Here is a 13,143-nt window from a genome sequence, read left to right on the forward strand (position 1 = left end):
CGGTGTGTCGCTACCCCTTAATTTAATATTTAGATTTCCTATGCCAAAATCGATCTTCGTTAGCTCCACATTTGTAGACTTAGAACGGCATCGCCAACTTGTACGCGAAGCCATTTCCAAACTGGAGATTGACTCTAAAGCAATGGAGGTTTTCGGTGCTCTCCCCGACACACCCAAAGAGGAATGCCTCCGCCTCGTTCGCTCATCCAGCGCGTATATTGGGATTTTCTCCATGCGATACGGGTATATCGACCCAGTATCTTATAAGTCTCTTACTCAACTAGAGTATGAGGAGGCCCAGGCACTTCGTCTCCCAAGTCTTATTTACATAATTGACGAGAGTACACACCCTGTACTTCCAAAACATGTTGATACTGGCGCTTCAGCGGAGAAGCTACTCTCTTTAAAAGAAAAGCTAAAGAGCACTCATGTTATCAATTTCTTCTCGTCAGCCGAAGATCTAACCGCAAAAGTCACTCAGGATATTGTGCGGTTGCTTAGGGCGATGGCAAAGCAACCCACAGCTCAAGTCCTATCCCAGCTTGCTGCTAACGTAGTCAAGCGGCATCCACTCACACCACCGCGCTTTGAGTACCTCAAGAGCCAGACCTCAGAGATTTTCAAGCATGACGTGCCGGACTCTATATTGCGTGAAGCGCTTGAACTCATCATCGGCGGTGACAATATGGCGGCAGCATTTGTACTGAGCCGTGGCACCACAATGCCTCTTGACGATGCTGTCGACGGACTCATGGCAGTCGAAAAAATCCTAGTCAATATTGTTCAACGCCACAGGTCAGAATCCAGTAAATGAATACCTAACTAGCGGTTCAAATCGTTTGCTTCGCTCTCAGGGACGACCTGCCACCGCCCCTTTAACCTAAACGTTAACCCCAAGAGGGCTCCGCATGAGCATCGTCCACCACGAAGTACATCCTTATTTGAACTACTTTCTTTGTCTTGAGGCAGACATTCAAGGCCTCTCACGCTGGATTGAATTTTCTCCAGAGAATGAAGGTGTCTACTCCATTGAGCTTGCACGCCTATTAATGACTGCGGCCGCTGAAGTCGATGTAATCGCAAAGAGTCTTTGTAAGAGCATTACCCCAGCACGTAACGCTATTAGCATTAATTCCTACCAATCAGTCTTGTGCGAAGCATTACCTATGCTGCCGTTCGCAGTTGTTGAGATGCCTAGGTATGGCATGGTATTCCGTCCTTGGTCAAACTGGGAGGAAAATGAATCACCTCCAGATTGGTGGAAAGGTAACAACAAAGTTAAGCACCATCGATCCGAGCACTTCAAGCAGGCGAGTCTCAAAAATGTTCTAAATGCCAGCGCCGCATTACTCGTCCTGCTTCTTCTCTATTATCGCTCTCAGAATATTCACCATTTCCCTTTTCTGAATTTGTTCTTACCCAAAACATTCGCGTCACCAGACGGTGAGGCCCACTTTATCCTCATACCTGATGGGTCGAATGTGCCATGGGCTAACTAGCCGCTCATTGTGACCGTGTCCCGCGCCCCGTTAGCCAAAACGTTATGAATGCCTGCAAAGGGTCGTTTCTGCCTGTCGCAACCGGCCGAAATCGACCCAGGCTGTGTGAAAACGTAGCCGAGCCTTTAGGGCGTCCATAAACAGGGCGAAAATCACGCCTATACGCAAAATCTAGCGCTGCCAACCAGCCAAACACTTACGGATTTCATATAGAAACGCCCTGTTCGATTCGGCGATGACGTTTTCACAAAGCCTGGACCCATAGCTGCCTTTGGCGAACGGCAGAAACGGTCCTCTCCATCTGGAAACTGCTGGCTAAAATTCAGGACTCACTCAACGACTCTTATCAGCGTAATGGCGTATTGCCCATGCGCAAACGTCGTGAGATTCTGAGGCACCGTTTGAACAGGGCTGCTTAGGTGGAACAGGATTGCGAAGGTTGGATCGCGAGCCGTCAAAGCTTCACCGAAGGCAGAGGTCAGCCCAAGAGTCAGAGACAGAAATGGATTGGTATACAGAGTGGATCGGAGAGGCGATTGGGCCACGACACCTCTTCTTTATGTAACGCAAGAGCGCCTGAAGTGATTGCTTCGGTGGCTTATACAACACATTAATTATCACTGGGAAAATAAATGGATTTTAACCGTAGGCTCAACTCACTAAGACAGCGCCGCGCCTTCACCGAATCGGCAAGCACTGGAGTCGCTCTTGATTCAATAAATGGATCGCTTTCAAAATCTCTTAACGAATCATTTGAGAGTTATGAAGGCCTGAAGGAGTCGATAGGTATAAAGTACGTGGTCGGCGCGATGGCACCAGTTTCTAAGCGAGGCACTGAAATTTCAAAATCTGAGGGGCAGCGAGTCGCTAATAGTCTCATAAAATCTCTTGAGACACGGAATGAGAACGTTACTAGTGTACTTCAAGGGTCAGTGGCGTTAAACATACATATCAAAGGGGCTTCTGACGTTGACATGCTCATCGTCGAACGTGACACGCTGTTCGTAGAACGTCCTCACGTTAGTTCAACTGCGTACGTGGCTGCTAGCGACTCTCGGTCTCTTTTACAGATAATAAAAGATATTCGGAAGAAATCTGAAATAATTCTTCCTGAAAACTTCCCTGTTGCAAATATCGTAAACAATGACAAATCCATAGCCATGGACGGGGGAAGCCTCCGCGTTCCAGTAGACATTGTTCCTGCCGTTTGGTTTGATGGTGTTGATTATCAGCGCACTAGAAGCCAGGCTGATCGAGGAATAAAGATCTTTAGCAAGTCTGACGATGCATTTATTACAAACTTCCCGTTCAAACATATTGAAGAGGTCAACCTCAAGGACTCTCGTTACTCAGGGAATGTTAAGTGTGTAATCAGATTATTGAAAACTCTTGTTTCAGACATGGACGAGACAGACAAGAAAATTGGGAAAGGTTTGTCTAGTTATGACCTAACGGCGTTAGCCTTCCATATGGGAGACCGCCTTAACGTACCAGTTTATCAACGTGTTGCATTGGTCCTTAGAGTCGAGGATTTCTTTACTTTTTTGATCGGTGCCCCTGAATATCGCAACTCACTCAGCGTACCGAATGGCACCCGGAAAATCTTTGATACTCCAGCACGATTACCTGCTTTGGTTTTGATTAGAAACGAGCTTCGAGAACTTTCACTTTCTATCGCCAAGGAGATTGAGCCTTGGAATACCACCGTTGATACTAGCATCCTTGAACGCCGCATCGTGGCGGATACAGTGTTTGACTAATTAAGCCTGGCACTACAGGATCGGGATTTTTATTATGACTGATAATGAGACGCAGAATACAACAGCGCGCCCATTCAGGATTCTCTCTTTAGACGGAGGTGGGGCGAAAGGGTTTTATACACTAGGAGTGCTTAAGGAAATCGAATCTCTAACGGGCAAGAAACTTCATCAGACATTTGATTTGGTTTTTGGGACAAGTACAGGGTCGATTATTGCATCTCTAATTGCCATCGGATATGACGTTGATTGTATTTTGAAACTGTATCGCGAGCATGTTCCGAAGGTGATGAAACATAACTCGCGCTCCGGTCGAACTGCGTCACTTTTAAAACTGGCTGAAGAGGTGTTTGGGCAAACCACATTTAGTGATGTTAAAACAGGCCTTGGAGTTGTCGCTTCTCGCTGGGTTCAAGAGCGTCCGATGATTTTCAAAAGTGACCCGAAGCAGGCTCACGGAAGGCAGGCTAGCTTTGTTCCCGGCTTCGGTGTTCCGATGAAAGATGCAATCAGAGCATCCTGCTCGGCCTTTCCTTTTTTTGAGCCTACCACCGTTTGCACAAGTCTCGGAGAAAAAATCCAACTGATTGATGGCGGCTTTTGCGCTAACAACCCGACTCTCTACGCCATCGCAGACGCAGTAAAAAGTCTTAATAAATCAAAGTCTGACATTCGAGTTGTAAGTGTTGGGGTTGGATTTTATCCGAAACCAAGGGGCTCTATTATTGAAAGACTCGTCAGTCGCATGGTTAGCGTCCGGTTGCTCCAGAAAACACTGGAGATAAATACCCAGTCTATGGATCAGCTAAGGAGTATATTGTTTAATGACATTGAAACGATAAGAATTAGCGATTCATTTACTGAGCCTCATATGGCCACCGATTTGCTGGAGCATAATCTAGATAAGCTCGATATACTATTTCAGCGTGGTCGAGACTCGTTTTCGCAGCGTGAAAATACGCTTAGGTCTTATTTAATGGAGAGTCCCTAAGCATTTTGACTAGGCTGTAAATGCAGCGATTATCAGCACCGAAATATATTTCTGGCAGAGTGGGGTCATGATTCTTGCTTGGCTCGGTAGCCAATCTGGCCATTCGCTCTGGGTCGAAACGGTCTATCGCGAATGATCATTGGCAACCCAATGCAGCCGTCGGGCTTCATCACTTCACTCAATCGAGACTATACCGGTAGTGATCTGCTGGGTCCCTGTCGGGTTCCACCTATGGAAAGTTTCTCGGCGATTTTTCGACCGAAAGTTTAGTTTTGTGGCTCTTGGCATCACTTGGATAATTTAAGGTTATCAGACGCTTGCCGGTTTTGACGCCGTACAGGTGTTTTGTATCATCCTTCAACTAAAACCATATACTCCAATCGCGATTTGAATACTTTGAAGAGTCAGGGACAGGCACCCAGACAATGAGCCATCGTCGTGCTCGATGATCGCTACTGCGATTGCGCATGGACAAGGAATGTAATGCGACACAAATGGCGAAAAATATTACGCCACTTCTGTCGCCTACCTCTACCTATAGTGAGGCCCCACATATGGACTGGATGCCTTCGTTTCTAAGCTCGTTGAATCACTCGCCTGGCCAATTGCTGCAGCAGTGCTCGTGATTCTAGTTCATGACAATATTCGCACGCTCGTGCCCATCATCAAGAGGTTCAGGGCAGGTCCAGTTGAGGCAGAGTTTGAGCGCGAAGTCAAAGCGCTCAGGGCAGCAACGTCAGAACCATTCAAGGAAGCAGTATCCAGACCTGCTGTGGCGTCTAAAGCCTTCCTTCTCCAACTGGCAGAGCAGCGTCCTCCCTCAGCCATTCTTGAGTCATGGGTGCAAGTTGATGCTGCAGCCCGCATGGTCCTTGCAAGTTTCTTCTGGGCGTCTGCGTGGTGATGATTACCACAGCAGTCAACCGGAGCCAAACTTTCCTCTAGCTTGGTTCCTTTCGCTGCGCTTCGGTGCTGTTTACAGCGTCACAAATGCGCCTGCAAACCATGATATGATCAGTGACTTGGTCCCTTTGCGAACTATAACCTTGAAATATATATCTATTGACGGCGATGATATAGGAAGAAAAATAACATCCTGCTACCTAAGCAACGACGTGGGCAAGTTAAAGCTAATTAGCAGGCAGATTGAAGAGTCCACCTTAAAAATTGCAGCCTTATTAGAATCAAAAGGCTTTGATGTGATTTTTAGAGCCGCAGACGGTGTTGTTGCAAGAACAAACACTGATTGCAATTTCGAGGAGCTGTTCTTTGTCATAAGTTCGTGCCCCACTAACGAAATTACCTTTTCAGCAGGCGTTGGCTCCAGTTTGAGGGAGGCGTATGTGGCTTTGATAAACTCAAAAAGTAACGGAAAGAATCAAATTTCAAACTTTAGCTCACTTAAATAGGGCGATACATGTTTAGAATTGTCAGATTTGATTTGCTATTAAAATTTGTCGTCTTGATCTCTATTTTTATTGCGGTTGCAGCATACGTTATTGTGCAAAAGCTAACTGGCGCTAATATAAGTATCTCTAAGCTTACGGCGATCTCGACTGCTGCATCCACGGTGGTGATGTTTATATTATTATCGCCATTTATGTCTCGGAAAATCTGGTTTGTAGCAAGGGTTTTCAAAAAAGACCTTTATCCAGATTTAAATGGTGTATGGGTTGGTCAAGTTACTACAGAAGAGCAAAAGAGTTTTGAGGTCAGAGCCATTATAAAGCAAGCCCTTCTAGTCACTGAAATAGATATGCATGGCGAAACAGTGAAGTCTGTAACTCTTGAAACAACGCCTACGATAGAGCTTAACAAAAAGAAGCTCTACTATGTCTATCGGTCCACACCCAAAAACCCATCATGGGGAGATTACGTTGGCTCGACAATTTTTGATGTTATTGAGGATGGCTCAGCGCTTGTGCTTTCAGGAAAGTATTATACTGACCGAAAGTCAGTCGGCAGAATATCAATAAAGCGCGTATCTACAGATATTAATGCCGACGTTTCTTATTATTGACGCCTAAGAGTGGTTTTAGCTTATTCCTTCGGTACATCTACAGAGGAGGTAAACGGACAAAAATGGGTGGAATGACGCCCCAGCGAACAGGGATGTCGCAGGTACGCAATGACCGCTTCTGGCCGTTCTCTGCCCGTCAAAACGTACTCAACGCGATTAGAGGGGGAAGGTACATTCCTGATGCTTTCGACATCAAAAGCAAATCAACACCCCCTGCCCAAGGTGGCCCTTTGGTCATCCCAAGCGTCCGGTAGGTGGGTGTTGATGCCGGACAACTAAACAACCACCGCCATTCCTGGCCGAGTCGTATGTAATCCAGCATTAGCCCACGTTTTACCCGCAATGGGGTGGTGTCTTGGGAGTACCTTTTGCATTTCCCCAAGGCCCCCAGTGCCAGTCGACTTCGCTAACGACGCCCCTCACGTTGCGCGCAGTTGTGGCAGCAGCTTCGGCCCGAACACGTCATGAACAAATCGGGTAGCAGGTGCCTGGCTTGATGCGATAGCGGCCGGGGTGATTACGATATTCTGGGTCATGGTCTTGGCTCCATTGGCGTCTGGTTATACCGCTCGTGCAACTCGGCACCTGTTACACAGTAATGGTCTGCCGGCGCATAGCAGGTGCGGCAGGCGAACAAGTGGCGATGGTACTGGTCACGGGCCTCGAGCCATTCAGGCGATACCATTGCGGCGCTGTGGTAGATGTGCTTCGGCTCCCCGGCGTCATGCTGCTCGATTGTCGGGTTAGCCATTGGTGCTGGTGGTGACCATGCCGGATGGCTACGGATCAGGCGGGCGGCAAAGCGTGGGTGTGTGCCGCACAGCTCGGCCACGTCATCAGTAGTCAGAAAACCCCGCCCCAGCAGATATGCCGGCGAGCATCCCAGCAGGCGAGCAACATGACCAAGCCATCGACTTGCCTCTAATTTGGATGGCCCCTGAGCTGGGTGGTCGTTCGCGCCGGGTTGCGCTGGCTGCTCGACTTTGTGTTTTTCTGGGGGAGCCGAGGGAATCGGGGGAACCTCCAGTACTGGCGCGGGTTGTAGCGGTTCACTCTGAAACTTCAGTGAGGGAACCGGGGGAACTGCTGCCCCGGCCAGGCGGTTGGCTAAGTCCAAGAGCCGACCCATGTCACACCTCCAGTGGGGCGAGGTGATACAGCGATGGATTGCGCCCATCCACCTTTACTCGTTTGGCACGCTTGCCGGCGTTATGTTCGGTGATCCACCCGGCAGCGTCCATGGCGTCCAGGATGCGCGTCACATCGAAGCCAGGCACCGCTCGGCGCAGCCCTTCGGGGGTAAACAGCCAGACGCGGCGCTCCCCCTCATTTTTCCACCAGCCGGCGCGATCTCTGACTATGGCGTCCCCGCCCAGCTCAGAGAACAGCGCATCGCCGTGGCGAGAGATGAAGTCGCACAAACTGGCTCGGATTGTCGCGTCCTCGCCCTGGCCTTGCCCCCGACTGTTTCGCCAAGCATCAAACAGCACCAGCATGGCGTCACGGGCAGCGCCAGCCGGGGTCGGCAGCAATCCCCACTCAATGGCCAGCTCTCCCGCCAAAGCAACAATGGCAAACCGCTCAGCCGCGCGGCTTTCCTGGCCGCTGCCGCTGGGGTATGACTCGCACAGCTTGGCGAGCACTGCCGGCAGATCGTCGGCCTCGCCGCACTCCAGCAGCTTGCGGATAAAGTTCGGGCCGATGTGCCCGTAATGGGTCACGCTGGCGCGCTGAATGGCGTCGGAAAATTCCCGTCCACCCGGCAGCCCATGCAGCTCATCCCAGGCGCCAAAAGTGCGACGTGCCGGTATGTCCAGCAGACGGATTTCCTGCCCGGCCCGGCTGCGCTTTCCGCCCTCGGCCATGTGCGCGGACAGCCCCAGCTCGCCAGACGACAACAGGATTACCCGCCAACGCCGGGTCGCCCGTGCGGCTCCGGTACGCCCGGCTCTGGCCTTGCCGGTGCCGTTGGCCAGGGAATAGATCACGGCGCCAATCTCCCGTGGGTCGGCCTCACCTATCTCGTCCAGAGCCAGCAGTGTGTCATTACGCTGGGCGGCTATCCCCTCTAGGCCGTTGCCGGTGGCGAGCCAGGTACGCTTGAACTGTTCGCCATGTCCCCAGACCGAGGCGGCGGCCTGAATGGCGCTGCTCTTGCCGGTGGAGCTGTCCCCGACGATATGGAAGCCGCCACCGTGGCGTTGCAAGTGATACAGCAACGGCCCGGCCAAGGCTGTACAGACGGCCAACATTAGCAACGGATTACCGGCGCAGCGTGTACCGATCTCGGCTTGCCAGCCCTCTAGGGTACCGGCCTGGCGGTAGTCGTCGAAGTTCGCCGTCTCGCTCTGATAGATGGCGTCACCCTTGCCGATGTTCTGTCGGGGCATAATAAACAGGGTAGGTGAATGCCAGCCGGTGGAAGTGGCTGCAACGAAATGGCGCTTGGGGTGCTGGCCCTGAATGTAGCGGTTCAGCAGCTTGAAAGCGTCGGGGTCGATTTCCACCCCCATGTTCAGCAACTCTCCTCGCATATCCTCGCCACTGCCCTTGAGCAATTGCATGGGCATGGCCCATTCGCGCCAGTAGCCCAAGGTGTTGCGAAAACGCAGCAGGCGCCCGAAGTCGACCCCGTCTCCTGAGGTGACAGCCTCGACGTGCAGCGGCGAACATACGCGCTTGTCATAGTTTACCGGCTTGCCCTTTTCCTCCTTGGTGCCATGCCACCACACGCCTGCCGAGTAGGTGCCGCCCAGGGTCTTGTCTGGATGGTCATAGACGCGAAAGGCGGGGCGCTCGATCTCCGGATGCTTGGCCTCGGGCACCAGTGCGGTTCCCTTGGCGCCCTCTACCTTTTCGCTGAGGGAACCGCTGGAAACCCCGCCATTTCTGGCGGTTCCTTCGGTTCTCTCGGCTCCCTCGGAAAAATCGAAGGCCAGATCACTTTCATCCGTCAGGGTCATTGGTTGGCCTCCTGCCATTGGCGCAGGTCGTTGAAGTCAGAAAGGGTCAGCGGCTCACTGCCGCACCAGGGTGGAAAGACCATGGGACAGCCAAGCGCAGCGGCTGCCTTGATGGCGTAAGTGCGTCCGGGATTGCCTTCGGTCATGCGGTCGTCGTCGCCGGCTACGATCAACACGGCATCTGGGTGCTGGCGCTGGAGGCGTTGGCCGACTTCCAGCAGGTTGCCGGCATTCATGGCGCAGGCCACGGTGGCGCCGGTTTCGGCGTGGAGCGTTGCGCCGGTTGCCCGGCCTTCGCAGATGTAGAGCGGCTGGTCCGGCTGAATCGTGCCGATAAGTGAGCAGCAGCCCTTGATCATGCCTCCACGCAAGAAGCGCTTAGCGCCGTTCGGGTAGATGCGTTGCAGGTTTACCAACCGGTCGTCACGAGTCAGCGGCACCAGCAGCACGTCACCGGCCTGACGCAGGGCATAAGAACGCACCTCTTTTGCCACTAGATAAGGGTGCTTGGGATCGGCACTGCGGGAGTTGCGCCACAGTCCGTTGGCATATTCGGCGGCAACCTGCTGGCGCTGGTGCTGATCAGCTTCCCGCTGACGTCGGGCCTGCTCGATGCGCTGGTCGACTAACTGAGTCTCCAAATGATCAGCTGGCTTGCGGCTACGCCAGGTCTGCGAGCCTCCCGCTTTCCAGCTCCCGAACACGCCGCAGGCGATGTCATCCAGAAACAGCACATACCAGCCGTTCCGGGTACTTGGATTGTCGCCTGGCACATGGAAGCGCTGGATGGCGCCGTCTGGTATCGGCAGCCAATCAAGTGGCCCATAGACGTTTTGCAAGGCATCACGGAAAGCAACTGTGCTATCCATCATACGGTCTCCCCACGGCTGGCGGCGATGCGCGCCTCGCACCAGGCCAGTACCTCGGCTTCGATCCATGCAACGGACTTCGGGCCGAGGTTGACTTGAGTGGGGAAGGTGCCAGCGGCAATGCGCCGGTAGATTTCGGATGTGGAAAGAGTGGTCAGGGTTTTAGTTTCGGCCAGCTTGATAAAGCGGCGGGGTAGTGGGGTGGTGGTTGCGGCCATGTTGTGCGCCTCCTTGGGTGGCGTTGTGAACATGGCTCACACGGTATGGATCGGGGGTGGGGTTGTGTCCTAGTAGGGGCGGGCAATTCCCTACTAGGGGCGCGCAATTCCCTACTAGGGTTGGACTATTCGTTCCGGTCTTTATCAAAACGGGCTGCGGCGGCTTTCAGCTTTTCGGCAATTTTGCCTTTCCCTGTAGGCACTTTCGCGCCGATGGTGGCGGCGAACTGTTGGATCAATGCCTCGTCGGCGTACGGCTGCTCAAGTCGGTATTTAGCCTCTCGCGCAAGTACATACAGTAAGCGCTCAAAGGTGGCGCGCTCACGTGGGTCAATGGCTTTATCCGTCGCCGGCGATTGCTGTTCGACGGCGGTTCTAGCAGCTTGTTCCTGTTCAAGTTTTTGGCGCAGGTCTTCAATCTCGGCGGCATAGGGGCTTGATTGTTCTGCTGTCGCATTCATTTTGGTGGCAAGGGCTTCGACGTCGGCAGGTTTGAATCTCCACACCCCAGCCTCATTTGGCGTTCCGGAGTCGTAAAATCCCGAGGTGACCGTCGCTTGCTCACCGTCGCCATTGGTGAAGTAAATTAAGCCGTGCTGATAGCGGGTAACTTTGACGTAACGCTCAACCGGGAAGATGTATTCCTCCGGTTCGGAGTCAGTAATCCCGCATTGAAAGGTCATGTCACACCAAGTTGGGAGTCCGCCCTCCTCGATCAATTGAAACATTGCGTCTGTATCAATTGGCACCCCGGTAAGGCGCGTTAAGTAATCCTTGGCTTGTTCATACTCCAGCCACTCAAAAACCCGATACAGCTTCTCCATCGTCACGCCCTCCCAGGCGCCCCATCCTGAATTGATCGGCTGGCCAAGCGGGTGGGGGCCCGCATTTCGCCCCACTGGGCTTGGCCAGCCAATGCCGTTAAGCCTTGCGCTTGATGCTCACCACGTTGGCGCCCGCACACAGGGCGTCGATTAAGTCGGCCCATTCTTGCATCATGATTTCCCGCTGCGGCAAATAGGTGGCGTGGTTGTAGGTGTCGCGGATTTCGTCTTCGTCGCCATGGGCCAGCTGGCGCTCAATCCAGTCCTTGTGGTAGCCACGCTCGTTAAGTTCGGTGCTCAGAAGGTGGCGGAAGCCGTGGCCAGTTTGACGGCCTGCGTAGCCCATAAGGCGCAGCGCCTTATTGATGGTGTTCTCGCTCATTGGCCGATCTGCTTTCTGCTGACCGGGGAAAAGCAGCGGATATTTCCCGGTGATCTCTTGCAGTTGGCGCAGGATTTTTACGGCTTGATGCGGCAGGGGTACCAGATGCTGGCGGCGGGCTTTCATCCGTTCAGCTGGTATCGTCCAGGTGTCGCCATCAAGGTCGAACTCTGACCATTGAGCGGCACGCAATTCGCCAGGGCGCACGGCCGTGAGCACAAGCAGTCGAATGGCGCAGCGGGTCAGTCTGCTGATATTGGTGCTGTCGATCTTGCCCAGCAGTTCGGGCAATTCGGCAAAGGTAATGTGCGGGTGCCGGCGTACGGCTTTTGCTGGGGCTGCTAACACACTCAGGTCGGTGGCCGGATTGGTGTCCACCGCGCCGCTGGCCAAGCCAAAGCGGAAAATCTGGTGTAGCCATTGGCGAACCTTGCCGGCTGCGTTCAGCGAACCCCGTGCTTCCACCTTACGCACCAACTCCACCAGCTCGGGCCGAGTTATGGTTTTCACTGGGCGCGATCCGGTACCGGGGATCAGGTCGTTTTCCAAATACAGCTTGGCTTTACGGGCCGTGCTTTCTGCCCAGCGGGGCGAGTTGTAGGTGAACCACTCCCGCGCCAGCGTCTCGAAGGTAAGTCCCGTGACCCTATGCGCTTGTTTGGCGGCCTTCTTCTGCTCGCCGGGGTCGATGCCTTCGGCCAGCTGCCCGCGCGCTGTCTCGCGTCTTTGACGGGCTTGGGCGAGGGTGACGCTGGGGTAGATGCCAAGGGCCAGCTTTTTCTCTTTGCCGGCTATTCGGTATTTGAGGCGCCACAGCTTGGAGCCGTTTGGCGTGATCTCCAGATAAAGCCCTTGGGCGTCGCCCAGCTTGTACGGCTTTTCCTTGGGCTTGGCGGTCTTGATTGCGCTATCAGTGAGCGGCATGGCGGGTGCCCTCCGTTTCAACCGCAAGCAGGAGGGCGCGGCCGGTGGCGGACTGCTTGGGCGTCAGGTTCAGAATCTGGCGGGGTGTGTCGATGGCCAATGAGTTTTCTCGCGTCATCACCAGGCGAAAGGCTTTTGCGCGGGGTCGCAGCGTGGTGTGTTCGGCTTTGTGGGTAGCGGAGGGGGTGGTGCCGGCCCTAATGGCAGTACGGGCGTCGTCCCTGGCCCGGATGGCCGGCGCCAGTGTGACAGGAGGGAAGGCGCCAACGGCTAGGGTTTTCTCCCGGCGCTGGAAGTGGAACTTGAAGTGCCACAGCTTGGGACTGGTCGGCGTGGTCAGCAGATAACGCCCTTGGCGGATTGCCGTTTTGTACGATCTTGCTTTGGGCGGTAGCGCTGCGGGGGCCTTGCTGTCCAGTTTTGCGTCCATTCTGGGGGCCTATTTTTCGACCGAACCGAGATGCCCCCGATTAAGCCCCCATTTGTTTGGGCTTGCAAGGGACGTTATGGAAAGCGTAGACAACAAAAAGCCCGCACTAGGCGGGCTTCTCGTATGTTTTCAGGTGTGCTTGGCATCACCTGAAAACGAAAGGTGGTGCCCAGAGACGGAATCGAACCGCCGACACGGGGATTTTCAATCCCCTGCTCTACCGACTGAGCTATCTGGGCAACGGGGCGCATTAAACGGGTTTTTCA

General features: G+C 53.5%; 12 protein-coding genes and 1 tRNA gene. 6 read left to right on the plus strand and 7 right to left on the minus strand.

All coding sequences use genetic code 11. The features are described from left to right. Nucleotides 1–40 precede the first annotated feature (40 nt). The 6 genes from ACEN8E_RS00940 (at nt 41) to ACEN8E_RS00965 (ending at nt 6,267) form a co-directional block, all read left to right on the plus strand. Nucleotides 41–814 (plus strand): DUF4062 domain-containing protein, encoded by a 774-nt coding sequence (locus ACEN8E_RS00940; RefSeq protein ID WP_495591074.1) that lies wholly within the window; start codon nt 41–43, stop codon nt 812–814. A 94-nt stretch (nt 815–908) separates the two neighbouring features. Beyond that, nucleotides 909–1,499, plus strand: coding sequence for a hypothetical protein (locus ACEN8E_RS00945; RefSeq protein ID WP_495591075.1), 591 nt, complete (start codon nt 909–911; stop codon nt 1,497–1,499). Between the two features lie 632 nt (nt 1,500–2,131). Next, nucleotides 2,132–3,259 carry a nucleotidyltransferase family protein gene (locus ACEN8E_RS00950; protein ID WP_495591076.1) on the plus strand — a complete coding sequence of 376 codons (1,128 nt, stop codon included), beginning with the start codon at nt 2,132–2,134 and terminating at the stop codon, nt 3,257–3,259. Nucleotides 3,260–3,293: 34 nt separating this feature from the next. Further along, the gene (locus ACEN8E_RS00955) at nt 3,294–4,247 is read left to right on the plus strand and encodes an anti-phage phospholipase (protein WP_495591077.1); all 954 of its coding nucleotides are present in this window, start codon (nt 3,294–3,296) and stop codon (nt 4,245–4,247) included. A gap of 851 nt (nt 4,248–5,098) precedes the next feature. Then, on the plus strand, nt 5,099–5,656 hold the full coding sequence (locus tag ACEN8E_RS00960) for a mCpol domain-containing protein (RefSeq protein WP_495591078.1): 558 nt from the start codon (nt 5,099–5,101) through the stop codon (nt 5,654–5,656). An 8-nt stretch (nt 5,657–5,664) separates the two neighbouring features. Beyond that, entirely contained in the window at nt 5,665–6,267 is a 603-nt protein-coding gene (locus tag ACEN8E_RS00965; protein ID WP_495591079.1) for a Cap15 family cyclic dinucleotide receptor domain-containing protein, read from the plus strand. A gap of 1,130 nt (nt 6,268–7,397) precedes the next feature. On the opposite strand, the gene ACEN8E_RS00970 is transcribed toward ACEN8E_RS00965, so the two are convergent. The 7 genes from ACEN8E_RS00970 to ACEN8E_RS01000 all read right to left on the minus strand — a co-directional run bounded on the left by ACEN8E_RS00970 (nt 7,398) and on the right by ACEN8E_RS01000 (nt 13,116). Continuing rightward, a complete protein-coding gene (locus ACEN8E_RS00970) occupies nt 7,398–9,248 on the minus strand; it encodes a DUF927 domain-containing protein (RefSeq protein ID WP_495591080.1) in 1,851 nt (616 codons plus the stop codon). Beyond that, nucleotides 9,227–10,099, minus strand: coding sequence for a toprim domain-containing protein (locus tag ACEN8E_RS00975; protein WP_495591081.1), 873 nt, complete (start codon nt 10,097–10,099; stop codon nt 9,227–9,229). The genes ACEN8E_RS00970 and ACEN8E_RS00975 overlap by 22 nt, the downstream gene beginning before the upstream one ends. Continuing rightward, complete coding sequence (locus ACEN8E_RS00980) at nt 10,099–10,317, minus strand: helix-turn-helix transcriptional regulator (protein ID WP_495593258.1); 219 nt, start codon at nt 10,315–10,317, stop codon at nt 10,099–10,101. Before ACEN8E_RS00980 ends, ACEN8E_RS00975 begins: the two co-directional genes overlap by 1 nt. 125 nt (nt 10,318–10,442) lie before the next feature. Next, nucleotides 10,443–11,141, minus strand: coding sequence for a hypothetical protein (locus ACEN8E_RS00985; protein WP_495591082.1), 699 nt, complete (start codon nt 11,139–11,141; stop codon nt 10,443–10,445). A 97-nt stretch (nt 11,142–11,238) separates the two neighbouring features. After that, a complete protein-coding gene (locus ACEN8E_RS00990; RefSeq protein WP_495591083.1) occupies nt 11,239–12,447 on the minus strand; it encodes a tyrosine-type recombinase/integrase in 1,209 nt (402 codons plus the stop codon). Beyond that, nucleotides 12,434–12,877 (minus strand): Arm DNA-binding domain-containing protein, encoded by a 444-nt coding sequence (locus tag ACEN8E_RS00995; protein WP_495591084.1) that lies wholly within the window; start codon nt 12,875–12,877, stop codon nt 12,434–12,436. The genes ACEN8E_RS00990 and ACEN8E_RS00995 overlap by 14 nt, the downstream gene beginning before the upstream one ends. A gap of 163 nt (nt 12,878–13,040) precedes the next feature. Further along, nucleotides 13,041–13,116, minus strand: a tRNA-Phe gene (locus ACEN8E_RS01000). Between the last annotated feature and the right edge of the window lie 27 nt (nt 13,117–13,143).

It is taken from the genome of Pseudomonas sp. Pseusp9 (assembly GCF_059491265.1).